Genomic DNA, 25,765 nt, shown 5'->3' with positions numbered 1-25,765 from the left:
CGCCAGACTGTGGGTGATATCACCAATGTTAAACATTGCGCCTATCCATACGGCAATCATGAGCGCTACTCCAATCACAATTGGCAAATCCATTTTACTCATTGGTGGAAACCTCGTTGAATAACTCATTGGCTCAGTGTAACAAACCAGCGTAAAAGTCCAATAAAAAGCCACCCGAAGGTGGCTGATTGGCAGAGCGGTATTTAGTCCAGTTTTGGGTGCTGGTCGACCAACGTCTGTTTTTTCTTTTCCAGCTCGGCGATCTGCTCATTGATATCTTCGACTTTCTGTTCGATGTTGTCGTAGTTCTCCTGCAGCAGCTCTTTGGCTTCCGAGCGGTCCGAAGCGGCCGGGGTAGCGCCACGCAGCGGTTTATTGGCGGTTTCCTTCATGTACAGGCCGGTGGCGAGACCGATCACCGCTACTATCATCAGGTAGTAAGCCGGCATATACAGGTTTCCGGACGACTCGACCAACCAGGCGGCCACCGTTGGGGTTGCACCGGCAACCAGTACCGAAATATTGAATGAAATTGCCAAGGCGCTGTAACGAATGTGCGTTGGGAACATCGCCGGCAGAATCGAAGCCATCACGCCGGTGAAGCAGTTTAACAGCACCGCCAGGACTAACAGTCCGACGAAAATCAAACCAATCACATTACTGTTGATCAAAATAAAGCACGGGATCGCCAGTGCCAGCAGGCCGATGCTGCCGCCAATGATAAACGGCTTACGGCCAATACGGTCACTGGTCATGCCGATTACCGGCTGCACGAACAGCATGCCGATCATCACGGCGATAATAATCAGAACGCCGTGATCTTCCGAGTAGTGCAGGTTATGCGACAGGTAACTCGGCATGTAGGTCAGCAACATGTAATAGGTCACGTTGGTCGAAATCACGATACCGACGCACACCAACAGGCTTCTCCAGTGTTTGGCCGCGATCTCTTTGAACGAAGTCCTTGGCGGGTTTTCGATAGCGTTGCGGTCTTCCTTCTCCATTTTTTCCACGTGCTGCTGGAATGCCGGAGTTTCTTCCAGCGCATGGCGCAGGTACAGACCAATCAGGCCCAACGGCGCGGCGATGAAGAATGGAATACGCCAGCCCCAGTCGAGGAAGTTAACTTCCCCAACAATGCTGGAAATCAGCACTACAACACCGGCACCCAGTACGAAGCCGGCAATCGAGCCAAAATCAAGCCAACTGCCCATAAAGCCACGCTTGCGGTCTGGGGAGTATTCGGCGACGAAGATTGCCGCGCCGGAGTATTCACCACCGACCGAGAAGCCCTGCGCCAATTTTGCCACCAGCAGCAGCACCGGAGCCCAAATACCAATCGAAGCGTAAGAGGGGATCAGCCCGATACAGAAGGTGCTCACCGCCATGATAATGATGGTGATGGAGAGGACTTTTTGACGACCGAATTTATCGCCCATCGCACCAAAGAAGATGCCGCCTAACGGACGAACCAGGAAGGGAACGGAAAAGGTTGCCAGTGCGGCAATCATCTGTACGCCGGGAGTGGCGCCAGGGAAAAATACTTGTCCGAGGGCGTAGGCCACGAAGCCATAAACACCAAAGTCGAACCATTCCATCGCGTTGCCCAATGCTGCCGCGGTGATAGCCTTTTTCAACTTGCTGTCGTCGATAATGGTGATGTCATTAATATGCATCGGCTTATGACGTTTTTTTCTTAACTTCATATAATCATCCCTTAATCAATTTTAGTCGTACGTGAATTCGCGATCCTTCTGCCCAGTTATCAGTTTGGTTAATCTATGTGCTATGCGCAGAGACCAGCCATTGCCATTTTTTGTGTGATGCGAATCACGTAATGTTTCAATTTTCACCGGGAATATGTCATTTAGGTGACTAATTATTTTGCATCTATAGCTTAACGTTATATCTTGCGGCGATCAAATTTAGCAGTTTATCTAATGAATTTGCACCGATTTAGCGCATAAATAGATTAACTATTGTGCATGTTGATGGTTTTTTGTCTGGTGGGGGGGTGGGTTAAGTATAGGAAGAACTGCGGTAAAAACCGGCAAAATTAATGCGTTCTGCGGCTGAAAAAAAGCCTGGCGCAGACGCCAGGCTGGGGGGGATTATTGAGTTGAGCCGCCGAATTCCAGGTAGAGTTGTGCCAGGTTTTGATATTGGCTAAAACGGTTTTCATCCAGCGCCTGTTCTGCCAGCCTGCGGCGGTTTTGTGCATCCAGCCAGAAGTTGATTGGGACGGCGCCTTGCCGGTAGCGGCTTTCATTCAGGCGTTCAGATTTGCGTGCCAACGCCAACGAGGCCTGCAAATGTTTTTCCTGAGCTATCAATTGGCTACGCAACGACAAGGCATCGTCCACATCGGCCATGGCTTTATACAGCGCCTGCTTGAATTCCAGTACCTGCAGCTCATAGTCACTGCGGGCAATTTTGATATCAACATCCATCTGCCGCCATTCAAGGAACGGCAGCGACAACCCCGCCCCCACCGAGGCCAACGGGTTGCGCAAAAATTCGAGCAAGGCGGTACTGCTGGCACCCAATGAACCGGTCAGGCTGAACGCCGGATAGTACTCTGTTCGTTTCACATCGACGTTGGCCAGCGCTTCACGCAACCGCAGTTCTTTGGCGCTGATATCCGGCCGATGGCGCAGCACGTTGACCGGGATACCGGCATTGATTTGCGGCAGCGGGCCGCTGGGCAAGCGGGCGGGTTCGACCAGAGCCTTGCCCGGTGGCGCACCCAGTAACACCGTTTGTTCGTTCAACGCTTGCTGACGTTCACGCAACAGCGCCAGATGGCTGCTCTCCTGATTGATCAGATTCTGCTCGGCATCCACCACGTCCAGTGAAGAGATGCTGCCGGCACGGTAGCGGGCATTGACCAACTGTAAGGTCTGCCGGGAGTAAGCGATATTTTGCTGACTGACGCCGATCCGTTGATTGATAAAACCGAGGCGCCAGTAATTTTTGCTGGCGTTGGCGAGCAATGCCAAGCGCGCACTTTGCAAATCTTGTTGGGTTGCCTGACTGGCCCATTCTGCGGCGTCGCGCTGTCGTGCCAGTTTGCCCCACAGATCGACCTCATAGCTGACGCCGAGGTTGGCGCTGCTGTTTTTATTCCAGGGGGATGAATCGGAAAGGGGCCTGCTGGCGCCGGTATTGAGCGTTGCGTTTACGCTGGGAGCGGTGCCGATGTCGACCCGTTGGGCCGCCAACTGGGCGCGATAGACGCGCAACGCGGCGGCGGCCAGATCGTTATTAGCCAGCATGACCTGCTGTAGCCAGTGGTCTAGCTGAGGATCGTGGAAGTCCCGCCAGGAAAAAGGGACTGACGTAGCGGCATCGGCACCGGGCTGCCATTGGGTCGGATAGTCTACCTTCGGAGGCTGATATTCGCTTTTCAACGCATTACCGCAGCCGGTGCTGAGCAGGGCGGCGAGGCATAACGCCAGGGGGGATAAAATTTTCATAAGTTACTCGCTGGCCAGTGAAATGACCGGATCCATCCGCGCCGCTTTGCGGGCCGGGAGATAACCGAAGATCATGCCGATCAGAGTGGAGCAGCAGAAGGCCACGGCGGCGGCCTGCCAGGAATAGATGGCGGTGAGCATACCGCCCGCCAGCAGGGTAAACAGCGAGCCGGCGGCGAAAGACAGTAAAATGCCCAGTACGCCACCGATCAGGCAGACCAGCACCGCCTCGATCATAAATTGCTGCATAATGTCGCTGCGACGTGCGCCGACGGCCATACGCACACCGATTTCATGCGTCCGTTCGGTCACCGAGACCAGCATGATGTTCATCACGCCGAGGCTGCCGATGATCAGGGAAATTGAGGCCACCATCAGGATCAGCAGGCTGAGAGTCATCGAAGTTCGTTCGATCGACTTACGGAATTTATCGAGGTTGAACAACATAAAGTCTTTAACGCCGTGACGCTGGGTCAGCAACTGGTTAATGGCGGCGACAGCGGCTTCGTTGGCAACGTCATCTTTCAACCTTACGCTGATGCTGCTCAGCTTGGTTTGACCCACCATGCGGTACATGACGGTGGTATAGGGCATCCACACTCTGATGCGGTTGGGGGCCGAGTCCTGGTTACTTTGCACCACGCCAATTACCCGGGCCGGTACGGCGCCAAGAAACACGATCTGGCCCAGTGGCTCTACGCCGAAATCACCGAACAACGACTGACGTGCGTTTTCGTCAATGATTACTTCCTGCAGGGCGTTGCGGTCATCCTGGAAATTGCGACCTTGCAGCAGAGTGAGGCCGTTAACGCGTAAATAATCGCGTCCAACACCAGTGATCGACGCGTTGGCCGATTTACTGCGAAAATGGATACTGTCTGAGGCCGTGACCTCAGGGCTGACGCTATCGACAAAACTTTGGCGGGCCAGCGCGTCGGCATCCGCCGGTACCAGAGTGCGGATGCTGTCGATGGCATCATCAAAGAAATCACGGCCGGGGTAGATGCTGACCACGTTGGTACCCAGGCTTTTAATACTCTCCAGCGTGCGCTGTTTGGCACCTTCACCCAGCGCGACCACCGTCACCACCGCAGCAATACCGAAAATGATGCCGGTCATGGTCAATGCGGTACGCAAGCGATGGGCATTCATGGCCTTCAGCGCCATCTGTAACGATTCGCGAGTGCGATCGAGCAGGCTCTGCCAGTAGCCTTGAGCAATCGGCGGGGTCTTTTTCATCACCGGCAGAGGACGCGCGGATTTACGGCCACTGTCGGCGACGATCTCGCCGTCCTGCAATTCGATGATGCGCTGTGCGTGCTGCGCCACCTTCATATCGTGAGTGACGATCACTACCGTATGGCCGCGTTGATTAAGTTCGCTGAGGATCTCGAGCACTTCCTGACCCGATCGGGTGTCCAGGGCGCCGGTGGGCTCATCTGCCAGGATGATTTCAGCCCCGTTGATTAACGAACGAGCGATACTGACGCGCTGTTGCTGACCGCCGGAGAGCTGACCGGGCTTATGGTGTTCACGGCCTTCCAGCCCCAGCCGGGCCAACAGCTGTGCCGCACGCAGTCGGCGTTGGTCTCGCTGGCTGTTGGCGTAAATCGCAGGGATCTCGACGTTGCCCAGCGCGCTGATATCCGGCATCAGATGATAACGCTGAAAGATAAAACCGATATGTTCGCGACGTAGCCTGGCCAGTTGATCCGGCGATAAATGAGCCGCGTTTTGGCCGTTGATGTAATAGTCACCCTGGTCCGGCACGTCCAGACAGCCAATGATGTTCATCAGCGTGGATTTGCCGGAGCCGGAAGCGCCAATGATAGCGACCAACTCCCCGGCAGCGATGCTCAGGTTAATGTTTTTCAGGACGGTCAGCGGCTGGCTGCTGTTGGTGTAGGTGCGGCCGATACCTTTCAGCTCAATGATAGTGTTCACAGTGAGAGGCCTTCCTCGCCCGGCCTGGTGCTTTCCTGCACCAGCACCACGTTTTCACCGGCCTTCAATCCGGACAGGATTTGAATATCGACGTTATTGGTAATGCCGGTTTTCACCTCGCGCATTTCCAACCGGTTGTCCCCGGTCAGCACCTGCACCTGTTGTTTATTATCTGCAGTTTTATGTACCGCCTGGATCGGCACCAGCAGCGCGTTTTTCGCTTCACCGAGCAGCAATGAAACCTGAGCCGTCATGGCAATCCGCAACCGGTTATCCGGGTTTGGGACGTCCAGCAATGCGTTGTAATACACCGAAGCATTGGAGCTACCGGAGCCGGAGGACGAACTGCCACCGGAGATAGAATCGTCTTTCATCACTGATTCTGGTGCCAGCTCGACGGTGCGCAGCGTGGCGTCGTAACGTTTATCGGGTTCGGAGAAAATGGTGAAGTAGGCTTTTTGCCCCTGTGAAACGCGGGTAATGTCGGCCTCGGATATCTGCGCCTTGATGGTCATTACGTCCAACTGCGCCAGTTTGACGATGGTGGGGGCGCTCTGGTTGGCGTTCACCGTTTGGCCTTGTTGAGTAATCACCGCAATGACGATGCCGTCCATCGGTGCCAGAATTCGGGTGTAACTCAGGTCGACCTTTTTCTTGTCTACCTCAATCTGTGCCTGCACGATGCGAGCATTCAACGCGATCAGTTCGGCGCGGGTGGCGGCGAGCGTGGCCTCAGCCGTTTCAAAATCTTCGCGGGAGCCGGCTTCATCACTCAGCATGCGCTTCTGGCGTTTAAAGCGAGACTCGGCCTGTTTCAACAGTGCCTGTTTGGCCTGCAAATCCGCCTTGGCGACGTTCAGCGCGGCTTCGGCGTTGCGCAGATCGTTGCGTTGCGGCAGATCGTCGATGTCGGCAATAGGTTGGCCTTTGGTGACCTTGTCGCCAAGTTTGACCTTCAGGGATTTGACCTGGCCGGAAACCTGCGCCCCGACGTTGACCCGCTCTATTGCATCAAGTTTGCCGGTGGCCAGTACGGCGTTTTCAATATCGCCCAGACGAGCCGGTGCGGTCACCGAAGCGGTTTGCGGGGGGCTTTGTAAAAAGAATGCCACCAGGGCAAGTATGACCAGCAGAGCGCCGATCAGGATAAACGCCAGGCGGCGCGGAGTGACTTTCATAGTGTTATCCATAACAGAAAACGATGATCCCAGAAGGCGCTATAGTGGCATCCAGCGCTTTAACTAACAATAAACACGCCGCAGACGGTCATATAAAAGTTTCAATGGTTAACTATCGCTAAACGAAAGCAATCGTCTATCTGCGTGCGAAATAGTCAAAAATATGAGATTCCTCTGCAAATGCAGCGGTTTGTAGTTCGATAGCTTGAATCCATAACATTAATATGGATAATACCTCCCCGAAGCGAAGGAATGCGCTATTAACTCAGTTGGCAGAGTGGTTGGTTTTAAAATGCTTTTTTGGCTACAAAATTGATAGACGCGGGTTCGAGTCCTGCATAGCGCGCCAGCTTCCTTTTGTGAACCGTTACCGTAAAGTGCACCCGGGTTGATTTGCACTATCGGCTCCTTGTTGGGTTTTTCGGGTGTGCTTTGCCGTAACCGTTTCTCTTCCTTTCTTTATGTTTTCTTCCGTTCCAGCGATCTTTGCTAAACTGTAATCAGGCAGGTATGCTGCCCGGCAACAGGAGATCGCCATGTCAGAGTCCGATCAACTGCAGGAATTAATGCAACGCGTAGCGATACTTGAAGCCAGAGAAAAGTCGCTGACCGCCGCCTCCAACGCCTATCAGGCGATTATCACCACCATGCTCGGCAATCTGGATAAGCAGGATCGCGATAAGATTATTGCGATGATCGACCAGGCGCATGAGCTGGCCTATGCTCGTGCCATTCAGCGCGGCAACGAGCCGCAAAAGCAAAAAATCAAACAGGCTGACGATATCGCTCAGCGGATGTTTATGTTTGCCCAAGGCAAAAATTCCCTGCAACGTTAGCCCTTAGAGGTATAACAGTTACCCATTTAAAATTGCTTAACTGATCTACCTGCGCAAACTGTACTTGTGTTAGTTTGAGGAATGATTATTGATAGCAATAATGTCCCCCTGGCATAAGGTTGTAGCGATGGACGCGATTAAAAGCATCTTGGTAAAAGAAATCGAGCGGATCAATCGGCAGGAAGGGCGCGATGGCAAACTGCGCTTTAACAGTGAATTTGCCCGCGATCACCGTTACCTGTGTCTCGCCATGTTTGCCGGCTATTTTGCCGTGATCGCCGTGATGTATCAGGTCCCCTATATGGGGTTCATTTCCTTCCTGGCTTTCACTGCCTTCGTGTTGTTCATGTTCGCCATGCTGCTGATTGAAATCAAACCGGTGTATCGCTTTGAGGACATCGGCGTGCTGGATCTGCGCGTATGCTATAACGGCGAGTGGTATTTCACTCGCGCACTGTCACCGCAGTCGGTGAAGGCGTTGTTGGATGAGCCCTCAATAGCAGCAGCGATGAAAGCGCGTATGCAGGAAATCATCGCCAATAAAGGTGAAATCGATTTCTATGACGTTTACGATCTGGCGTATTCAAAGAAGCCACAGGATGAACAGCCACAGGTGGCGGTGCTCAACTGAAGGGTTTGCGGCTGAAGAGTTGTCGATTATACTCACGCATTGAAGCCAGTTAAGCGTGAGGATTTACCATGAGTGATGATATTTTCGATTTTGATATCGATGCCGAATTGGCGCAGGCAGAAGAGAAAGCGGCGCAGAAAGCAAAAGAACTGCCAGAAATCCTTGAGGATGAGGCAGATTGCGAAGGCTGCAAGATTTGATCTTGCCATCGCCAATAAAAAAACCGCTGCGGCGGTTTTTTTATGCCCGAGTTCGGGTGGGTTGTGCTCGCTAGGTTGATGGTTAATCCAGCACAAAACCCCAAATCAGTAACGCTGCCACGGTAATCAGGCAGAGTGCGGAGACGGTAATCAGTATCTTGCCCAGAATGTCTTTTTCTTGTTGCTGCTGTGCCACGTTAAAATTATCCAATTAAGAGCCTGTGGACCAAATCGGCGATACTCAGATCAAGCACAATGACCGTCAGTGCAATCCCCAGCATGGCCGATAGAAATCGAGTTTTACTGTTCAAATCAATACCCATCACTGCTACGCAGCGTTCCCAGAGTAAAGGTTAAAACGTCGGGGCTAAACGCCCGGTTTTGATAATCACAGAGTTTAAGAACCTTTCAGGGTCTATAAGTTCCGTCTGTTTTGAGGCGGTCGCTGCGGGTGTTGTCACACAGCGACCGGTATTGAGGAAGGATCAGTCAGTTACAATTCTTACGCCGATTTTACTGATGGCATTGCCATCCATCTCGGCGATGGTCCAGGTCAGACCGTCCCATTCTACCTGGTCACCTACCACGGGTTCGCCGCCAATCAGTTTAATGACGAATTGACCCAGTGTTTGCTCTTCGTCCACACCTTCTTGCAGGTTAAGCCCATACAGCTGTGAAATATCGCTCAGGCGTGCATCTGATTGCAGGATAAAGTCGCCGAAGAAACGCTCATCCATAGTGACTACCGGCGCCTGGCTAAACAGTTTGCCCAGCACTGGCAGATCATGCTCGTGGCCGATAACGCACAGGATGTCATCTTCGCGCAACCGCGTGCTGCCGCTAGGGTGCAACAACTCTTTGCCACGGAACAGTGCGGCAATACGCGTGCCGGGTGGCATTTTCAATTCACGCAGTGCAGCACCCACACACCAGTTTTCCGACGAGAGTTGATAAACAAACTGTTCCCACTGGTTTTCCGGGTGTACGTCCAACCCGACTCGCGAAATAGGTGCCAGGGCTGGCGGCACTATAACCTTGGCTTTCTTCGCGGCGAACGACAGTGTCGTGCCTTGCAACAACAGTGAAACCAGCACCACAAAGAAGGCTACGTTGAAGAACAACTGTGCGTTTGGCAATCCGGCCATCATCGGGAAAACGGCCAAAATGACCGGCACGGCGCCGCGCAGACCGACCCAGGAAATAAAGCTGCGTTCACGCAGGGTAAAGCTGCGAAACGGCAGTAACCCGATAAACACTGAAAGCGGTCGGGCGAACAGGATCATCCATAACGACAGCAGCAGGGCAGGGATGGCAATAGGTAACAGCTCGTGTGGATTAAGCAGCAGGCCCAGCACCAGGAACATGCCGATCTGGCTCAGCCAGGCCAGGCCGTCAAAGGTTTGGACAATACCGTGCCGGTTACGGATTGGACGATTGCCCAGAGTCAGCCCGCACAGGTACACCGCCAGTATGCCGCTGCCATCCAGCGCAGTGGTCAGCGCAAAAATCAAAATGCCGCCGCTGACGGCCAGCAGTGGGTAGAGACCTTCGGCCAGTTTGATATGGTTGATCAAGGTCAGCAGCAGCCAGCCGCCGCCGAGCCCAAAGACAATGCCCATACCAAACTGCTGCAACAGGTGGATGGGGAACATCCAGCTCAGCGTGGTTTCGCCGGCGGAGATCATCGCAATCAGGGTGATGGTAAGAAACACCGCCATCGGATCGTTGCTGCCGGATTCAATCTCCAGCGTGGCACTGACGCGATCGTTAAGGCCTTTGCCGCCGAGCAGTGAAAATACCGCCGCGGCATCGGTAGAGCCGATAATGGCGCCAATCAGCATGCCCTGTAGCAGGTCGAGGTTGAACAACCAGGCGGCAGCCAGCCCCGTCAGCCCGGCGGTGATCACCACGCCGACGGTGGCGAGGGAAAGTGCCGGCCAAAGTGCCACGCGAAATGAACTGACGCGGGTGCGCATGCCGCCATCGAGCAGGATCACGGCCAGTGCCAGGTTACTGACCAGATAGGCCACCGGGTAATTACTGAAAACGATACCGCCCGGACCATCAACTCCCGCCAGCATGCCGATAGCGAGGAAGATCACCAGAATGGGAATACCCAGGCGTGAAGAAAATGAACTGAGAAGAATACTTGCTCCCACCAACACGGCACCGATGATGAACAAACTGTTAATGGTGCTGGCATCCAAAATAACGTTCTCCTGCAGGCTGGGGGAAAGGCGTTGCGCGCGGGCGCAGATACCCCATGATGATAGCCTGTTTTTTAGGTAAAACGCCAAGGGTGATTCGAAAACAGTTTGGCATTTATTGTCATTTAAGAGAGAAAGTGTGAGGAAGTGGGGAGAAAACGATGAACTTCTCGCTTTTATCTATAGTTATCAGCTTGCTGTGGTTCTATGCGAGCAATAAATGGCGGGAAGGAAAAACCATTAAGCCCCCGTGAGGAGGCTTAATGGTTTGCAGGCGTGGTGTCATTAATGATCGAGTGATTGCAAAGCCCGCTTGATCAGCTCGGCAGCCAGTTTTCGTTCTGACTCTGAAATACCATCAAGGTTAAGGCTGGAAAGCTCGGTGACCAGAATGCTGCGGTCCTTGCCGCTGATTGATGCATCCAGTGCGGAAAGCAACCGACCAAGAATTTTCAGCAGGGTGGCGTTTTCTGGTACGGCTTCCGGAGCCGAAGTGTCTTTATCAGTCATTAAAAATCCTCTCTGTCGTGACGGAAGGGAGATACTGCAAACATTGTCGCAATTGATAACGACAACGTCGTCCCTCAGGGTTCATTGAGCCCAATCGCTACCGTAAGGCAGGGATGTGGATTTCCACTTATGCATTGCAGTTATAACAACTAGCGGCAATATGCTCCAGCATAACTTTGCCTTAACTTTCGCCACTGGGGTGAGCAATGTGTGCTCTATATCCCGTGTTACAGCTGTGGCTGGCAGTGATGAAGGCGGCGGAAATGTGTTTTTGGTAGCTAAAACTGAGGTGGAGGCGGCCGGAGCCGCCTCGGATGTTCAGAGGGTTTTTTCTTTGGGTTGTGCCCGGTGGAAACTCGGACGTTCCAGCAGAAAATTGAGGTGCAGCCGTTGAATCAAATAGTAAGCAACCATCGGTGCGATGAGACCGAACAAGGTGCCGGCGATAATATGAGCTGACCAGTTATTAACATGCAGAAACTTGGTCAACACTATACGCAGCCCACTGGCGGCCAAGATGTGCATCAGGTAGATCACCATGCTTAACTCACCGAGTCGTTTCAGCCAGGTTATATCTGCCTTCGCCAACAAAACGGACAGGCAAATGATAAAGGTGATGGCGACTACAGCCAGGATCATGGAATACAGACCTGCATCGGTATAGGTCAGACCAAGATAGTCATGGAAACTCCATTCAAGCAGCACAAAGGCGAACATGGCCACCAGACTGGAAGTCATACTGATTCTGGCAATAGTCGCCGAGTAACGAATGGCCAAAGCACCGAGCAGAAAGAAAATCATAAAACTGGTGATATAACCAAAGTGGAAAGCCTTGGTAAGACTGTCCTGGTATACGTATAACCCGGCGCTGATGATGATCAGCGTAGGCAGGATATAGTTGAATTTATTTTTGTTATACAGCAGGGTCGCAAGGACAAACACCATAAACAGGGCATACAAGAACCAGAATTGTGCCCGTGGATGAGTAAACAACGCCAGCATGTCGTTCAGACTGGCCGAGTTGTTGGTATAGCGAGATAACACAACCTCGACGGTGCCTTGCAGTAATGACCAAATGATATAGGGGTATACGATGGTATCAATTTTACTGAGGATGAAACGACCTTTCCCCTTTCTCTCTAATGACTGAACAAAAAACAAGCCTGAGAGGAAAAAGAACAATGGCATATGAAAACTGTAGATAACGCTGTCAGTCAGTTGGTAAAACGATTCTGAAAGGTGAATACCCGCACTGTATAAACCGCGATTAACGTGGCCAAAGACCACCAAAATGATACCGATTCCCTTCGCATAGTCGACCCATGCTTCTCTCATATGATTACCCAGCCCAAGAAAAAACAAAAAAACTTACAAATCTGCATAATGAGCGTAACAGGCGATTGCCGTTTTGCAATGTGATGGCGGGAATAGGACGATTATTAGGAATATGCTCAATGTGTGAGGATGCGTAAAACATTCAAAAAGTTAACGAAGACGAATTTGCTGGCACCAGGAGATGAGGCATCACCCTGCGAGGGCGATGCCAATTGGTTATTGCGGTTTTCCGGAGAACAGGAAGCGGAGTAGTGGGACGCGTTTGTGCAACTCATATAAGGCGAAGGCACAGGAGAAGACAAACACCAAACCCAGCAGGAAACCCAGCAGGTTATTGTTGATATGTGGCGTCACAAACGCGCCATATATCAGGGTCAGTGGATGGTGCACCAGATATATAAACAGCGAGGCGTTGACCAGATAAGTGATTCGTGGCGAGTGATAATTCAGCAGGGTATGTCCGAATGAGAAAACCACGTTGGCCATCAGGATCCCCAGCAGGGTTTTGATCAGCACTTCCAGTTCAAACATATAGCTACTGTGGGCCAGATACTTCTGATTCAGCATGTAGGCAACGAACAGCAGCAGTGAACCGAGCAGCGACCAGACGGAGGGTTTGAGGAAAATCTCTTTCAACCACACATACTTGAAGGCGTAAGCGCCAAGGATGAAGAACGGCAGGTAGAACATCGTCTCCATGACCACGAAATTGAACAGGCCATTGGAGAGTAAATATGGAGCAAAAATTAAAATAATACGGTGCCCGGCCGAATAGCATAAAGCATAAATAAGAAAGAACAGTGAGATATTTCCTAATCCAGTCATTTTATTTATTGGATAGGGTGGGGCATTACTTTTAATTGCCTTGATTTTTTTGAACAGATAAAAACAAAGGGTAGTCAGTAAGGACAGGGTTAATAAAAACCACAGGTGAGAAACCAGTTCCCAAACTGTTACATTTATTTTCTGATAGAGCGAAAAATTTTCCCAGCCGTTTAATTTATCGGTGAAGTATTTCAGCATGAAAAACTGTGGCACCGTTATTAACGGGATCGAACTCAGCAGCGGGATGGCCACCCGCTCCAGCCTTACCTTCAACCACTTATGGCGTTCATAACGCTCATAGAGCAGGTATGAGAAGTAGCCGGAAATCACAAAGAACACCTGCATGCGGAAGGCATGGATGAAGTCGTTCAGCACTGTCAGCGAGAAGGAAGGTGTAGCACTGTTCACCGCCCAGGCATGGCTGGAATAGATCAGGGACAGATGAAAAGGGATGCCGAGCAGCATCAAATAAGCCCGGATCGAATCGAGGAAAAACTCGCGTTGGTTGCTGCCTTTAGTCATAGTTTACCGCTGATGATTTTATCGAATGGTCATTAACACGCTTAATAAGTCGGCAATGGTTAAATCGAACCTCAAACCCTACTATAGCGTTTCACATTTTTCCATAGCGTCTTGTTGCGGGGCTTGCTACGCTGGTGTTTAGTCAGCTGCTTAAACAATGAGCCATAAACATGAACCATCCATTTATCATGTTGTCGGAAAGCTGAATAATCCATTAATATGGATTTAAATGATTTGAGCACACGAATAGGGGGGGATGTGCTAGTTAATATATTATCCAAGAAACCACGCGCCGCGAGCGTACGTTGGTTAGGTGCGACCGTATTGTTCACGCTGTTGACTTCGCCGGCATGGGCTTTTTCTATTGATGATGTGGCCAAGCAGGCGCAGGATCTGGCAGGGAAAGGCTTCGAGGCGCCGAAAAGCAACCTTCCTTCTCAATTCCGTGAGATGAAATTCGCGGACTATCAGCAAATTCAGTTCAATCACGATAAAGCCTATTGGAGCAAGCTGAAAACCCCATTCAAGCTTGAGTTTTATCATCAGGGGATGTACTTCGACACGCCGGTGAAAATCAACGAGGTCACCTCGACCACCGTCAAGCAGATCAAGTACAACCCGGACTACTTCAATTTTGGTTCGGTCAAGCACGATCCGGAATCGGTAAAAAATCTCGGCTTTGCCGGTTTCAAGGTGATTTATCCGATCAACAGTGCGGATAAGAACGACGAAATTATGAGCCTGCTGGGCGCGAGCTACTTCCGCGTGGTAGGTAAAGGACAGGTGTACGGGATTTCAGCCCGTGGCCTGGCTATTGATACCGCCTTGCCGTCCGGCGAAGAGTTCCCGCGTTTCCGCGAGTTCTGGGTTGAACGTCCGAAGCAGGGCGACAAGCATTTGGTCATTTATGCGCTGCTGGACTCACCGCGTGCTACCGGGGCTTACCGTTTTGTGGTCTATCCGGGCCGCGATACCACGGTGGACGTTGAGTCTAAAGTGTTCCTGCGCGACAAGGTCGGCAAACTGGGTATGGCACCGTTGACCAGCATGTACCTGTTCGGGCCGAACCAACCTTCGCCGACGCAGAACTACCGCCCGGCGCTGCATGATTCCAATGGTCTGTCTATCCATGCCGGTAACGGCGAGTGGATCTGGCGTCCGCTGAATAATCCTAAGCATCTGTCTGTCAGCACCTATCAGGTCGAGAACCCTAAAGGTTTCGGTCTGCTGCAGCGCGGCCGCAACTTCAAGGATTATGAAGATCTGGACGATCGTTACGATCTGCGCCCAAGCGCCTGGATTGAGCCGCGTGGCGACTGGGGCAAAGGTAAGGTTGAGCTGGTGGAAATCCCAACGGCGGATGAAACCAATGACAATATCGTTGCTTTCTGGACTCCGGACGTGTTGCCGGATGCCAAAACGCCGCTGGCGCTGAACTATCGCCTGCACTTCACCCGTGACGAAGACAAGTTGCATTCACAGGATATTGCCTACGTCAGCCAGACCATGCGTTCTACCGGCGACGTGAAGCAGTCAAACCTGATCCGCGAGCCAGACGGCAGCGTGGCATTCCTGGTTGATTTCGTCGGACCGGTACTGAAAGGCCTGGATGGCGCTACGCCGGTTGCCGCTCAGGTGAGCATCGGTGATAACGGTGAGATGGTAGAAAACAATGTCCGCTATAATCCAGTGACCAAAGGCTGGCGCCTGACGCTGCGTCTGAAAGTGAAAGACGACAAGAAGCCGGTAGAAATGCGCGCAGCGCTGGTCAATGGTGATAAGACCCTGTCGGAAACCTGGAGCTATCAGCTACCTGCCAATGAATAAGCCTACTCAACTTGCCCAGGATTATCTTGCGGCAATGCCTCTGACCGCTGAGCGGTCGGAGGCGCTTAAACCCGAGCCGGGAGCGGATGACGCCAAGGCACTGGAGGCGCTGCATCGCAAGATGGGCGCCGCCGATGCCAACGTTGATACGCTGTCGGCGGATGACGTGGCGCTGGCCTCGGTCAAGGCGCGTATCGAAAGCGCCTGGCCGGATGCGGTCAGTGACGACGATTTTGACAATGACGTGGAAGGCCGCAGTATTTTGAAGGCCACGCCACCGATTAAACGTACCAGCATGTTCCCTGAAGCCTGGCGCACCAACCCGGTGGCGCGCTTCTGGGATTCCCTGCTGGGGCGTTCGCCGCACAACCGCCATGCTTCCAAAGAGGAAGCCGCCGCGGAAAACCGCTGGCGTGTGGTCGGTTCAATGCGTCGTTATGTGCTGCTGGTGTTGATGCTGGTGCAGACCGGTATCGCCACCTGGTACATGAAAACCATTTTGCCGTATCAGGGCTGGGCGCTGATCGACCCGATGGCGATGCTGGACCAGGATCTGATGCAGTCGGTGCTGCAACTGCTGCCTTACGTACTGCAAACCGGCATTCTGATCCTGTTCGCCATTCTGTTCTGTTGGGTATCGGCCGGTTTCTGGACTGCGCTGATGGGCTTCCTGCAGCTGCTGATCGGCAAAGACAAATACAGTATCTCTTCCACTATCAAGGGCGATGAGCCAATCAATCCGGCGCACCGCACCGCGTTGATCATGCCTATCTGTAACGAAGACGTCGAACGGGTGTTCGCCGGCTTGCGTGCGACCTATGAGTCGGTTGCCGCCACCGGTCAGCTGGAGCATTTCGATATCTACGTGCTGAGTGACAGTTACGACCCGGATATCTGCATGGCGGAACAGAAGGCCTGGATGGAACTGTGCCGTGATGTAGATGGCCATGGTCGTATCTTCTATCGCCGTCGCCGTCGCCGTGTGAAACGTAAAAGCGGCAACATCGACGACTTCTGCCGTCGCTGGGGTGGTGAGTACAGCTATATGGTGATCCTGGATGCCGATAGCGTGATGAGCGGCGAGTGTCTCACCGGTCTGGTGCGCCTGATGGAAGCCAACCCGAACGCCGGTATCATTCAGTCTGCGCCGAAAGCTTCGGGTATGGATACGCTGTATGCCCGTGTGCAACAGTTTGCCACCCGGGTCTACGGGCCGCTGTTTACCGCTGGCCTGCACTTCTGGCAGTTGGGTGAGTCGCACTACTGGGGTCACAACGCGATTATCCGCGTGAAGCCGTTTATCGAGCACTGTGCACTGGCACCGCTGCCGGGTGAAGGCTCCTTTGCCGGTTCCATCTTGTCGCATGACTTTGTGGAAGCCGCGCTGATGCGTCGTGCCGGTTGGGGCGTGTGGATTGCTTATGATCTGCCGGGCAGCTACGAAGAATTGCCGCCGAACCTGCTGGATGAGCTGAAGCGTGACCGTCGCTGGTGCCACGGTAACCTGATGAACTTCCGTCTGTTCCTGGTTAAGGGCATGCACCCGGTGCACCGTGCGGTGTTCCTGACCGGCGTGATGTCCTATCTGTCGGCACCGCTGTGGTTTATGTTCCTGGCGTTGTCCACCGCGTTGCAGGTGGTGCATACCCTGATGGAGCCGCAGTACTTCCTGCAGCCGCGTCAGCTGTTCCCGGTCTGGCCGCAGTGGCGTCCTGAACTGGCAATAGCGCTGTTCTCTACCACTCTGGTGCTGTTGTTCCTGCCCAAGCTGCTCAGTATCGTGCTGATCTGGGCGAAGGGCGCCAAAGAATACGGCGGTGGCGTGCGTCTGTTCCTGTCGATGCTGTTGGAAATGCTGTTCTCGGTGCTGTTGGCTCCGGTACGCATGTTGTTCCACACGGTGTTTGTGGTCAGCGCCTTCCTCGGTTGGGAAGTGGTGTGGAATTCTCCGCAGCGTGACGATGATGACACGCCATGGAGCGAAGCCTTTAAGCGCCATGGTTCACAGATGCTGCTCGGTCTGGTCTGGGCGGGGGGGATGGCCTGGCTGGATCTGCGCTTCCTGTGGTGGTTGTCGCCAATCGTCTTCTCGCTGATCCTGTCACCGATCGTTTCGTCTCTGTCGAGCCGTGCGACGCTGGGGATCAAGAGCAAGCGCGCCAAACTGTTCCTGATCCCGGAAGAGTATTCTCCTCCGCGTGAACTGCTGGCGACCGAAGAGTATCTGCAGCTTAACCGTGAACGTGCACTGGCCAATGGCTTTATGCACGCCGTGGTTAACCCGTCGTTCAATGCTTTGGCGGCTGCGCTGGCGACCGCGCGTCACCATCTGCGCGGTGCTATCGAGCGCAATCGTGAAGAGCGGGTGAATGAGGCGTTGCAACTGGGGCCGGAGAAATTGGTGAAGGGCAAACGCCTGGAACTGTTGAGCGATCCCGTTGCCTTGTCGCGCCTGCATCAGCGTGTTTGGTTGTTGCCGGAAGGTGCAGCCTGGCGTGAGCATTATCAGCAACTGCCACACAATGAACGGGCTCATCCGCAAGGTCAGCGCTAAGCGTTGATTGGGTAGCCCAAACGGGGAATGCGCACAGCGTGTTCCCCGTTTTTTTTGGCTATTCGCTTACGCAATGCTGACGATCTGCAAGGAAAAAACTATGCTAACATTCGCGCCGGGCGTTGTTTACTTTCAGAACAACCAGGGCTAAGAGTCAATTTGGTGAATCTCTCTTCTTTTTTTCGGCTGGCATTATTGGCAACAGGCGTGACGCTGTTAACCGGCTGCGGCAGTATTATCAGCCGCACAGTACCGGGTGCCGGCCACGGCCATCAATACTACCCGGGTGTGCAATGGGATCTGCGCGATACCCCCTGGCGCTATGTCACGGTGATCGATGTACCGCTGTCGATGGTGGTGGATACTTTTATGCTGCCGTTTGATGCACAGCACGGGCCTTACGAGTAAGTCTATTCCCGGGTGGCAAACACCAACAGCTGGTACCCCTGTGGGCCGCAGTGGAAGGGCGCCAACACCGTCATCTTTAATCCTTGCTGGTGGGCAGCCAGTGAATGCGGGTTACTGTCGTCAATAAACAGAGCGCCAACGTCGAACTTCTCCCGTGTATGCGTTTTAACGGCGGCGAACAACTGCTTCAGCACGCCTTTGCCGCGCCAGGCAGAGTCCAGGCATACCGGCCCGTACATAAATACCCGTTGTTCACTCAAAGGTTTCCCGTTGAATGACTCGCCGGCCAGCTTTTCCAGCATCGCGTCCACTACCGGCGGGCGCGGCTGGGCGTCCGTGGTCATCAGGCAAACAAAGCCGGCCAACGCCTGGTCTTCAACCGCCACCAGAATACCGAGGCCCTGATTAATGTGGGCCAACTGAGCTTCGTTCATGCTGGAAACAATAAAACCCTGACGCTTCTGGCTGTCGCTTAAATTGGCGGGGGTATTTTGTGTTTGCAACTGCAGAATGGCGGGGTAATCCTCGGGGCGTGCCTGACGGATAATCATACTGCCTCTCTGAAAATGATGGGGAGTTTATGGGCGGGATTTTACTCGCTCCCGCCCGCTATCATTCAACGTTCATCCCACTCGTCGGCGGCGGTCTGGCCCTCTTCGGTATCCAACGGCGGATCGAGTTGGAAATCACCTTCTTCCCACTCGTGCAGCGTGTTTTCTTCTATCCATTCGGCGCTAATTTCGATTTCGTCATAATCACCGTCAAAAATAGCCTGGGCCGCCGCACCGCTGCGTAGTGTCAGGCATTCGACCGACTCGCCTTCTTGCTCAAAAAACTCGGCCTGCCACATGATATCACCATCCAGCATCACGTATTTTTGCAGATTGAATTGTTGCACCGTCGGCGGCTGATCGTCGCTACCGCTCTCAGCGGATTCAATAAACTCCTCGCGCGCCGCTTCAATAGCTTCTTCCAGGGTTGCATACAGGCTCATAGTCGTCTCCAGTAGTGAGGGTAACGAAAGAATTTTGGCAAGGCCAAAGTGTCATGACTAAGGCCAAAATTAATTGTTACTGCACTGGCGCAAGATGCAAATTTTTTTGTTGTCCGTTTCGCGACGATGGTTGTCTGCCAGCCGCGAGCAAGCTATCTCCCGGTGGGAAATAATAAGGCATCGCTTATGACAGCCCAGGAGAGTGCCATGTTAACCAACCCTTCAATCAAATATCGTCCGTTCCCACCGGTGGCATTGCCGGAGCGTCAGTGGCCAGGTCGCACTTTGCAGCAGGCACCGCGCTGGTGCTCCAGCGATCTGCGTGATGGCAATCAGGCGCTGGCGGAGCCGATGGATAACGCCCGCAAACGGCAGTTCTATCAACTGCTGTTGCAGTGCGGGTTCAAAGAGATTGAGGTGGCCTTTCCTTCGGCGTCACAAACCGACTTTGATTTTGTCCGCTCGTTGATCGATGAACAGTTGATCCCGGATGACGTCAGCATTCAGGTATTGACCCAGTCACGTGACGATCTGATTGATCGCACCTTTGAGGCTCTGCAAGGTGCCCCAAGGGCTATTGTGCATTTGTATAACGCCACCGCACCGATGTTCCGTGACATTGTCTTCAAACAGGACAAGGCGGCGACGGTGGCGCTGGCGGTCAATGGCGCGCTGCGCATTCGTCAGCAGTGCGAGCAGCAGCCGGAAACCGCCTGGACTTTCGAGTATTCGCCGGAAACCTTCTGCTTTACCGAGCTGGAGTTCGCCCTGGAAATTTGCGAAGCGGTGGCGGATGTCTGGCAGCCAGGCCCAGGGCGACCGATGATCATCAACCTGCCGGCGACGGTGGAGGTCAGTACGCCGAACGTTTATGCCGATCAGATTGAATGGTTTTGTCGGCGCTTCAGTCAGCGAAATCGGGTGACCATCAGCGTGCATCCGCATAACGATCGCGGTACCGGGGTCGCCTGCGCCGAACTGGCGATGCTGGCCGGTGCCGATCGGGTGGAAGGTTGTCTGTTCGGCAACGGTGAGCGCACCGGCAATGTCGATCTGGTGACGCTGGCACTCAATCTGTACACCCAGGGTATAGCGCCGGGGCTGGACTTCAGCCAGTTGAAGCAGGTGGTTGAGATGGTCGAGCAGTGCAACCAACTGCCGGTACACCCGCGTCATCCTTATGCCGGTGAACTGGTTTTCACCGCTTTTTCCGGCTCGCATCAGGATGCAATCAAAAAGGGCTTCGCCGCCCAGCAGCAGCGACAGGACGGTTTGTGGCAGGTGCCTTATCTGCCGCTCGATCCGGCGGACGTCGGTTGCAGTTATGAAGCGGTGATCCGGGTTAACAGCCAGTCAGGAAAAAGCGGAGCGGCCTGGCTGCTGGAACAGAACCATGGCTTGTCGTTACCACGTGGGCTGCAGATTGATTTCAGTAAGGTGGTGCAACAGGCCACCGACGGCAGCGGCAAAGAGATGACCACGGCAGAGCTGTGGCGGCTGTTTCGCCTCAGTTATGGGCTGGTTGAGCAGCCGCGCCTGCAATTGCTGAGCTACCAGACCGAGAGTCACAGCGTCGAAGCCTATAGCTTTAGCGCTCGTGTGTTGTTCGATGGGCAACAGCAGCGGCTGTTGGGGGTAGGGAACGGGCTGTTATCCAGCGCGGTAGATGCACTGCGCCAGCGCTTTGGTCTGAACTTGGCGATAGAGGACTACCACGAGCATACGCTGGGGCATCAGAGCCAAAGTCGCGCCGTGGCCTATATTCGCTGTACGCAGGCGCATGGCGAGGCAGCTTACGGCGTGGGTATCGACGTCGATTCTGCCAGCGCCTCGTTGCAGGCCCTGTTCAACGTTGCCGCGCGTTATTTGGCGAAGTAAGCACTGGGTGCAACGCCCAGCAGGCGACGGAACATGGCGCTGAAAGCACTGGGGCTGTCGTAACCCAGGTCCAGCGCCACTTCCAGCACCGAATGCCCGGCGGCCAGGGCGTTCAATGCCGCCAGCAAACGGGCGCGGCGCACCCAGTCACCAAAGCGCAGCCCGGTCTCACGCTGAAAGCGCCGTGACAGCGTGCGGCCGCTAACGCTGATATAACCGGCTGCCTGCTCTAATTCCCAGGAATGGGCCAGCGATTGCTGAATATGCCGACACAGTGTCAGCAGGGCCTCAGTACGCGGCTCAGGTAAATTCAGCGGCAAAATAGGCAGCACGCGCAGCTCATCCAGGATCAACTCCATTATTCGCTCTTCACGTCCCCCTGTGGGGTAATCAGCCGTGATATCCATCGCGCAGATAATCAACTCACGCAGTAACGGGGAGACCTGTACCACTTCACAGCAGGCCGGCAGATCGGCACGCGCCAGCGGATCGACCAACAGCGCTCTTGCCGCCACCTTGCCGGTGATGCGCAGGCTGTGTTCAACCCTGGCCGGTAGCCAGACGCCGCGTCCGGGGGGGACCACCCAACTTCCCTGACGGGTATTGACCTGCACCACGCCGCTAAGGCTATGAATCAGTTGTGCGCAGTCATGGTAATGAGGTGGCTCGAAGTCGCCGTGCTGATAATCTTTGGCAATCGGCACAATCGACCGGTTGGCGGGCACAGCGTCATGGAAAAGCAGCATTGTTCGGGGCATCCCCTGTTTGCGGAAAAGTCATAACGGCAGCATGCCATGCTGAAACCTTTCGTACCAGCCTATGGTGCGGTGGGGAAATATAGTTTATAAATATACAATATATTATTTAGTAAACTGTTTGAGGGGCGCGATGGATATCGACAGCATGCGACAGGCAGCGGCGCAGGCCGGAGCATTACTGCGGACGCTGGGCAATGAGGATCGCTTACTGCTGCTGTGTCAGCTCAGCCAGGGCGAAATGTCGGTGGGGGAATTGGCGCAAGCGTTGGAAATTCGTCAGCCGACGCTTTCACAGCAACTGGGCGTATTACGCCAGGAAGGGCTGGTATCTACACGGCGTGATGGCAAGCAAATTTACTACGCGGTCAGCGACGAAAAGGCATTGGCGATACTTAACACCTTGTACCAACTCTATTGCCCACAACCGGGAGAGACACCATGACCATTGACTGGCTGCATTTTACGCCGTTATCAGCCCTGGCCGGCGGCGGCATTATTGGCGTTGCGGTGGTACTGCTGCTGGTGTTTAACGGCCGTATCGCCGGTATTAGCGGCATTATCGGCGGTCTGTTGACACCCCAGGGTAAAGAGAAAGCCTGGCGAGTCGCATTTCTTGTTGGGTTATTGGCTTCGCCCTGGCTGTATGGTATTGCCGCACCCTTACCGACCATGGCGGTGAGCGGCAGCAGCCAGTGGCTGATACTGGCCGGATTGTTGGTGGGGGTGGGGACCCGGTTGGGGGGCGGTTGCACCAGCGGCCATGGGGTTTGCGGTACGGCAAGACTGGCACCGCGTTCGCTGGCGGCCACGGCGGTATTTATGCTGTTGGGTTTTGCCACGGTATGGGCAGTCCGTCACTGGGTGGGAGGTTAACCGCATGTTCAGATACCTGTTTGCTTTGCTGAGTGGCGCCATTTTTGGCCTCGGTCTGATCGTTGCAGGGATGGCCAATCCGGCCAAGGTTTTGGCGTTTCTCGATATTACCGGCTACTGGGATCCCTCATTGGCTCTGGTGATGGTGGGCGCCATTGCGGTAGCCGCCCCGGCGTTTTACTGGGCACGCAGGCGACAGCGTACCTTGCTGGGGGAAGAGATGCAGATCCCAGCCAACCGCCGCCTCGATGGCCGTTTGCTGGCAGGCAGCGCGCTGTTTGGTATTGGTTGGGGCATGGCGGGTATTTGCCCCGGGCCGGCCTGGGTACTGGCCGGGGCCGGGTCTTCGGCCGGCTGGCAGTTCGTGGCGGCCATGCTGGTGGGCATGGCGCTGTATGAAATCATCATGATGCGGAGAAATAATGCCAATAGCTAATGCGGTGCTGCGCATTGCGCGCCCAACCGATCGCCTGCAAGAAATTGCGGCTATGTACTGCCAGGGGTTGGGATTTGAACGCTTGGGCGAGTTTGACGATCATCAGGGGTTTGACGGCGTGATGGTCGGGCACCCGCAGCACGGTTATCACCTGGAATTTACCCACCATCGTGGCGTGAAAGTGGGACAGGCACCGACGCAAGACAATTTGCTGGTATTTTACTTGCCGGATGAAAAGGATTGGCTGATGGGATGTCAGCGCATGCTGGCCGCCGGTTTTCGACACGTTGCTGCCTACAACCCTTATTGGGATACCAGTGGACAGACGTTCGAAGATCTGGACGGTTACCGGGTGGTGCTGCAACAGCGGGCGTGGGAAGCATAAAAAAAGCCAGCGCACCGGGCGCTGGCTGAAGGGTTAAGCGAAACGGTTATCAGGCGTTGGTAGCCGGTTTCTGCGCGCTTTTACCCTGAGTGTTTTCCATCATCCGGCGGATCGGGACGATCAGCAGGATCAGTACCGCAGCACAGATCAGCAGCGCAATCGAGCAGCGTGCGAACAGGTCAGGCAGCATGTCCAACTGGTCGGCCTTCACATGGCCACCAATCAGACCGGCCGCCAGGTTACCCAGTGCGCTGGCGCAGAACCACAGGCCCATCATCTGGCCACGCATTCTTTCCGGTGCCAGCAGGGTCATGGTTGCCAGCCCAATCGGGCTGAGGCACAGTTCGCCCAGCGTCAGCATCAGAATGCTGCCCACCAGCCAAAACGGAGAGACGCCTGCGCCACCGTTGCTCAGCACGTTCTGTGCGGCCAGCATCATCAGGCCAAAGCCCGCAGCGGCAAACAAAATACCGATAACAAACTTGGTGATGCTGCTCAGGCGGATTTTGTTGCGCGCCAGTGCCGGCCATGCCCAGCTAAATACCGGTGCCAGCAGGATGATGAACAGGGCGTTGATGGACTGGAACCACACCGCCGGGATCTCGAAGTCGCCCATCATACGGTTGGTATAGTCGTTGGCGAACAGGTTGAACGAGGTTGGTTTCTGTTCGAAGGCTGACCAGAAGAAGGCCGCGGACACCAGCAGGATAAAGCAGACCAACAGGCGGGCGCGCTCTTTACGACTCAGGCCGGCAAACACAAACAGGTAAATGAAGTACAGGGTTACCGAGGCCGCGATCACGTAAACCAGCATGCTGGCCACGGCGACCGGGTTAATCACAATGATGCCCTGGGCAATCAGGGTGATAACCACCGCCACGCCGACCGCCAGCGCAATCAGCCAGGCACCGACACCGTTTTTCTTGGCGACCGGGCTGTTCCAGGTGGAATCCAGACCCACTTCGCTGTCATAGCGTTTCATCGCCGGTACGGCAAACACCCGGAAGATCACCAATGCCACCAACATGCCGATACCACCGATGCCGAAGCCCCAGTGCCAGCCGTGGGAACGAATCAACCAGCCGGAGATCAGCGGGGCGATAAACGAACCCATGTTGATGCCCATATAGAACAGCGAGAAGCCACCGTCACGGCGGTTGTCGCCTTTCTTGTACAGTGTACCGACCATCACCGAAATACAGGTTTTGAACAGGCCGGAACCCAGCACGATAAACATCAGGCCGATAAAGAACAGGTTGTTGCCCATAAAGGCGGACAGCGCGATCGACAGGTGGCCGAGGGCGATCAGAATCGAGCCGTACCAGACCGCTTTCTGCTGGCCCAGCCAGTTATCGGCCAACCAGCCGCCCGGCAGGGCCGCCAGATACATGCTGCCGGCAAAAATACCGACAATTGCCGAGGCATTCTCACGTGCCAGGCCCATGCCGCCGTCGTAGACCGTTGCGGCCATAAACAGGATCAGTAATGGGCGAATGCCGTAAAACGAGAACCGCTCCCACATTTCGGTAAAGAACAGGGATCCCAGCGGATAAGGGTGGCCGAAGAAGGTCCGGCTTTCTTGGTTATTAACAGAGGATTGCATAACGTCTTCCCAATAAAATGCGCCGCATTTATGCAGCTTATACTGTGGTATGTATGTGTATTTAAGGAAGGTGATCCAGCCAGTGGCAGATTACCCGACAAAACCGCAGCCGCAGCGCCCGTTAACCGTGGAAAACGCGTCGGCCTTTTTTCACTTGGCCAATGGTTTACATTGGGCGTGATATTATTTAACCATTTGATAACTGGATGGTGGTTTTGTCTAGTCCCTGTATCCCATTTTTTAGATGAAAAGTCGACAAACATCTCCTTTCCTGGTTTTTATGTTGGTTGAGAAAGGAATGTTATTGACAGGTGGTTTATTGCGCTAAAAGTTAATAACTTTTTTAAAAACAATCAATTGAACTAAGATTTTTCTGATGAGGGCT

The 25,765-nt window shown here is 54.0% G+C and carries 24 protein-coding genes and 1 tRNA gene; 12 read left to right on the top strand and 13 right to left on the bottom strand.

Translation table 11 applies throughout. The features are described 5' to 3' along the window. Positions 1 to 203: 203 nt before the first annotated feature. The 4 genes from proP to FCL49_RS05590 all read right to left on the bottom strand — a co-directional run bounded on the left by proP (position 204) and on the right by FCL49_RS05590 (position 6,598). Entirely contained in the window at positions 204 to 1,706 is a 1,503-nt protein-coding gene (proP, locus tag FCL49_RS05605; protein WP_174352756.1) for a glycine betaine/L-proline transporter ProP, read from the bottom strand. Between the two features lie 405 nt (positions 1,707 to 2,111). After that, positions 2,112 to 3,476, bottom strand: coding sequence for a TolC family protein (locus FCL49_RS05600; protein WP_174352755.1), 1,365 nt, complete (start codon positions 3,474 to 3,476; stop codon positions 2,112 to 2,114). 3 nt (positions 3,477 to 3,479) lie between these two features. Next, positions 3,480 to 5,420: a MacB family efflux pump subunit gene (locus FCL49_RS05595; protein WP_174352754.1), complete on the bottom strand. Its 1,941-nt coding sequence runs from the start codon at positions 5,418 to 5,420 to the stop codon at positions 3,480 to 3,482. Further along, positions 5,417 to 6,598, bottom strand: a complete 1,182-nt coding sequence (locus FCL49_RS05590) for an efflux RND transporter periplasmic adaptor subunit (RefSeq protein WP_174352753.1) — start codon at positions 6,596 to 6,598, stop codon at positions 5,417 to 5,419. Before FCL49_RS05590 ends, FCL49_RS05595 begins: the two co-directional genes overlap by 4 nt. A gap of 254 nt (positions 6,599 to 6,852) precedes the next feature. Here FCL49_RS05590 and FCL49_RS05585 point away from each other — a divergent pair. From FCL49_RS05585 to FCL49_RS24760, 4 genes are all read left to right on the top strand, one after another. Next, a tRNA-OTHER gene (locus tag FCL49_RS05585) sits at positions 6,853 to 6,947 on the top strand. Between the two features lie 187 nt (positions 6,948 to 7,134). Continuing rightward, positions 7,135 to 7,434 (top strand): hypothetical protein, encoded by a 300-nt coding sequence (locus tag FCL49_RS05580; protein WP_174352752.1) that lies wholly within the window; start codon positions 7,135 to 7,137, stop codon positions 7,432 to 7,434. A gap of 127 nt (positions 7,435 to 7,561) precedes the next feature. Next, a complete protein-coding gene (locus FCL49_RS05575; RefSeq protein WP_174352751.1) occupies positions 7,562 to 8,065 on the top strand; it encodes a YlaC family protein in 504 nt (167 codons plus the stop codon). A 68-nt stretch (positions 8,066 to 8,133) separates the two neighbouring features. After that, positions 8,134 to 8,265 carry a hypothetical protein gene (locus FCL49_RS24760; protein WP_017892391.1) on the top strand — a complete coding sequence of 44 codons (132 nt, stop codon included), beginning with the start codon at positions 8,134 to 8,136 and terminating at the stop codon, positions 8,263 to 8,265. Between the two features lie 82 nt (positions 8,266 to 8,347). Here FCL49_RS24760 and FCL49_RS24755 read toward each other — a convergent pair whose 3' ends face one another. From FCL49_RS24755 to mdoC, 5 genes are all read right to left on the bottom strand, one after another. Beyond that, positions 8,348 to 8,476, bottom strand: coding sequence for a hypothetical protein (locus FCL49_RS24755; protein ID WP_017892392.1), 129 nt, complete (start codon positions 8,474 to 8,476; stop codon positions 8,348 to 8,350). Positions 8,477 to 8,750: 274 nt separating this feature from the next. Continuing rightward, positions 8,751 to 10,472 (bottom strand): potassium/proton antiporter, encoded by a 1,722-nt coding sequence (locus FCL49_RS05570; protein WP_174352750.1) that lies wholly within the window; start codon positions 10,470 to 10,472, stop codon positions 8,751 to 8,753. A gap of 285 nt (positions 10,473 to 10,757) precedes the next feature. After that, positions 10,758 to 10,982 (bottom strand): hypothetical protein, encoded by a 225-nt coding sequence (locus FCL49_RS05565; protein ID WP_017892394.1) that lies wholly within the window; start codon positions 10,980 to 10,982, stop codon positions 10,758 to 10,760. A gap of 318 nt (positions 10,983 to 11,300) precedes the next feature. Continuing rightward, positions 11,301 to 12,317, bottom strand: a complete 1,017-nt coding sequence (locus tag FCL49_RS05560) for an acyltransferase family protein (RefSeq protein WP_174352749.1) — start codon at positions 12,315 to 12,317, stop codon at positions 11,301 to 11,303. Positions 12,318 to 12,533: 216 nt separating this feature from the next. Next, entirely contained in the window at positions 12,534 to 13,664 is a 1,131-nt protein-coding gene (gene mdoC, locus FCL49_RS05555) for a glucans biosynthesis protein MdoC (protein WP_174352748.1), read from the bottom strand. Between the two features lie 258 nt (positions 13,665 to 13,922). Here mdoC and FCL49_RS05550 point away from each other — a divergent pair, with 258 nt between their 5' ends. From FCL49_RS05550 to FCL49_RS05540, 3 genes are all read left to right on the top strand, one after another. After that, positions 13,923 to 15,491, top strand: coding sequence for a glucan biosynthesis protein G (locus FCL49_RS05550; protein ID WP_174352747.1), 1,569 nt, complete (start codon positions 13,923 to 13,925; stop codon positions 15,489 to 15,491). Continuing rightward, positions 15,484 to 18,045: a glucans biosynthesis glucosyltransferase MdoH gene (mdoH, locus tag FCL49_RS05545; RefSeq protein WP_174352746.1), complete on the top strand. Its 2,562-nt coding sequence runs from the start codon at positions 15,484 to 15,486 to the stop codon at positions 18,043 to 18,045. The genes FCL49_RS05550 and mdoH overlap by 8 nt, the downstream gene beginning before the upstream one ends. A 162-nt stretch (positions 18,046 to 18,207) precedes the next feature. Then, positions 18,208 to 18,453 carry a YceK/YidQ family lipoprotein gene (locus FCL49_RS05540; RefSeq protein WP_174352745.1) on the top strand — a complete coding sequence of 82 codons (246 nt, stop codon included), beginning with the start codon at positions 18,208 to 18,210 and terminating at the stop codon, positions 18,451 to 18,453. A 2-nt stretch (positions 18,454 to 18,455) separates the two neighbouring features. Here the strand turns inward: FCL49_RS05540 and FCL49_RS05535 are convergent, their stop codons facing one another. Together FCL49_RS05535 and FCL49_RS05530 are read right to left on the bottom strand one after the other, a co-directional pair. After that, on the bottom strand, positions 18,456 to 19,004 hold the full coding sequence (locus tag FCL49_RS05535; protein ID WP_174352744.1) for a GNAT family N-acetyltransferase: 549 nt from the start codon (positions 19,002 to 19,004) through the stop codon (positions 18,456 to 18,458). A 65-nt stretch (positions 19,005 to 19,069) separates the two neighbouring features. After that, positions 19,070 to 19,447 carry a MysB family protein gene (locus FCL49_RS05530; protein ID WP_174352743.1) on the bottom strand — a complete coding sequence of 126 codons (378 nt, stop codon included), beginning with the start codon at positions 19,445 to 19,447 and terminating at the stop codon, positions 19,070 to 19,072. A 207-nt stretch (positions 19,448 to 19,654) separates the two neighbouring features. On the opposite strand from FCL49_RS05530, the gene leuA reads away from it, so the two are divergent. Beyond that, positions 19,655 to 21,325, top strand: a complete 1,671-nt coding sequence (gene leuA, locus FCL49_RS05525) for a 2-isopropylmalate synthase (protein ID WP_174352742.1) — start codon at positions 19,655 to 19,657, stop codon at positions 21,323 to 21,325. Here leuA and FCL49_RS05520 read toward each other — a convergent pair. After that, a complete protein-coding gene (locus tag FCL49_RS05520; RefSeq protein WP_174352741.1) occupies positions 21,310 to 22,071 on the bottom strand; it encodes an AraC family transcriptional regulator in 762 nt (253 codons plus the stop codon). The genes leuA and FCL49_RS05520 overlap by 16 nt on opposite strands. 142 nt (positions 22,072 to 22,213) lie before the next feature. Here FCL49_RS05520 and FCL49_RS05515 point away from each other — a divergent pair, with 142 nt between their 5' ends. The 4 genes from FCL49_RS05515 to FCL49_RS05500 are packed head-to-tail and all read left to right on the top strand — an operon-like array spanning position 22,214 to position 23,777. Then, positions 22,214 to 22,525 carry an ArsR/SmtB family transcription factor gene (locus tag FCL49_RS05515; RefSeq protein ID WP_174352740.1) on the top strand — a complete coding sequence of 104 codons (312 nt, stop codon included), beginning with the start codon at positions 22,214 to 22,216 and terminating at the stop codon, positions 22,523 to 22,525. Further along, on the top strand, positions 22,522 to 22,956 hold the full coding sequence (locus tag FCL49_RS05510; RefSeq protein ID WP_174352739.1) for a YeeE/YedE family protein: 435 nt from the start codon (positions 22,522 to 22,524) through the stop codon (positions 22,954 to 22,956). Before FCL49_RS05515 ends, FCL49_RS05510 begins: the two co-directional genes overlap by 4 nt. A gap of 4 nt (positions 22,957 to 22,960) precedes the next feature. Beyond that, the gene (locus tag FCL49_RS05505) at positions 22,961 to 23,392 is read left to right on the top strand and encodes a YeeE/YedE family protein (protein WP_174352738.1); all 432 of its coding nucleotides are present in this window, start codon (positions 22,961 to 22,963) and stop codon (positions 23,390 to 23,392) included. Beyond that, the gene (locus tag FCL49_RS05500) at positions 23,379 to 23,777 is read left to right on the top strand and encodes a VOC family protein (protein WP_174352737.1); all 399 of its coding nucleotides are present in this window, start codon (positions 23,379 to 23,381) and stop codon (positions 23,775 to 23,777) included. The genes FCL49_RS05505 and FCL49_RS05500 overlap by 14 nt, the downstream gene beginning before the upstream one ends. A 49-nt stretch (positions 23,778 to 23,826) precedes the next feature. On the opposite strand, the gene FCL49_RS05495 is transcribed toward FCL49_RS05500, so the two are convergent. Further along, positions 23,827 to 25,380, bottom strand: coding sequence for a peptide MFS transporter (locus FCL49_RS05495; RefSeq protein WP_174352736.1), 1,554 nt, complete (start codon positions 25,378 to 25,380; stop codon positions 23,827 to 23,829). Between the last annotated feature and the right edge of the window lie 385 nt (positions 25,381 to 25,765).

The sequence above is a fragment of the Serratia proteamaculans genome (assembly GCF_013337185.1).
GTDB classification, from domain to species: Bacteria; Pseudomonadota; Gammaproteobacteria; order Enterobacterales; family Enterobacteriaceae; genus Serratia; species Serratia proteamaculans_D.
The sequence above is the reverse complement of the archived record's forward strand: the minus strand, read 5'-3'. Positions and strand labels throughout refer to the sequence as shown.

Excerpts from the sequence above, each read along its gene's own strand:
- proP (WP_174352756.1), bottom strand. The coding sequence starts at position 1,706 with ATGAAGTTAAGAAAAAAACGTCATAAGCCGATGCATATTAATGACATC.
- FCL49_RS05600 (WP_174352755.1), bottom strand. The coding sequence starts at position 3,476 with ATGAAAATTTTATCCCCCCTGGCGTTATGCCTCGCCGCCCTGCTCAGC.
- FCL49_RS05590 (WP_174352753.1), bottom strand. The coding sequence starts at position 6,598 with ATGAAAGTCACTCCGCGCCGCCTGGCGTTTATCCTGATCGGCGCTCTG.
- FCL49_RS05580 (WP_174352752.1), top strand. The coding sequence starts at position 7,135 with ATGTCAGAGTCCGATCAACTGCAGGAATTAATGCAACGCGTAGCGATA.
- FCL49_RS05575 (WP_174352751.1), top strand. The coding sequence starts at position 7,562 with ATGGACGCGATTAAAAGCATCTTGGTAAAAGAAATCGAGCGGATCAAT.
- FCL49_RS24760 (WP_017892391.1), top strand. The coding sequence starts at position 8,134 with ATGAGTGATGATATTTTCGATTTTGATATCGATGCCGAATTGGCGCAG.
- FCL49_RS05565 (WP_017892394.1), bottom strand. The coding sequence starts at position 10,982 with ATGACTGATAAAGACACTTCGGCTCCGGAAGCCGTACCAGAAAACGCC.
- FCL49_RS05560 (WP_174352749.1), bottom strand. The coding sequence starts at position 12,317 with ATGAGAGAAGCATGGGTCGACTATGCGAAGGGAATCGGTATCATTTTG.
- mdoC (WP_174352748.1), bottom strand. The coding sequence starts at position 13,664 with ATGACTAAAGGCAGCAACCAACGCGAGTTTTTCCTCGATTCGATCCGG.
- mdoH (WP_174352746.1), top strand. The coding sequence starts at position 15,484 with ATGAATAAGCCTACTCAACTTGCCCAGGATTATCTTGCGGCAATGCCT.
- FCL49_RS05535 (WP_174352744.1), bottom strand. The coding sequence starts at position 19,004 with ATGATTATCCGTCAGGCACGCCCCGAGGATTACCCCGCCATTCTGCAG.
- FCL49_RS05530 (WP_174352743.1), bottom strand. The coding sequence starts at position 19,447 with ATGAGCCTGTATGCAACCCTGGAAGAAGCTATTGAAGCGGCGCGCGAG.
- leuA (WP_174352742.1), top strand. The coding sequence starts at position 19,655 with ATGTTAACCAACCCTTCAATCAAATATCGTCCGTTCCCACCGGTGGCA.
- FCL49_RS05520 (WP_174352741.1), bottom strand. The coding sequence starts at position 22,071 with ATGCTGCTTTTCCATGACGCTGTGCCCGCCAACCGGTCGATTGTGCCG.
- FCL49_RS05515 (WP_174352740.1), top strand. The coding sequence starts at position 22,214 with ATGGATATCGACAGCATGCGACAGGCAGCGGCGCAGGCCGGAGCATTA.
- FCL49_RS05510 (WP_174352739.1), top strand. The coding sequence starts at position 22,522 with ATGACCATTGACTGGCTGCATTTTACGCCGTTATCAGCCCTGGCCGGC.
- FCL49_RS05505 (WP_174352738.1), top strand. The coding sequence starts at position 22,961 with ATGTTCAGATACCTGTTTGCTTTGCTGAGTGGCGCCATTTTTGGCCTC.
- FCL49_RS05500 (WP_174352737.1), top strand. The coding sequence starts at position 23,379 with ATGCCAATAGCTAATGCGGTGCTGCGCATTGCGCGCCCAACCGATCGC.
- FCL49_RS05495 (WP_174352736.1), bottom strand. The coding sequence starts at position 25,380 with ATGCAATCCTCTGTTAATAACCAAGAAAGCCGGACCTTCTTCGGCCAC.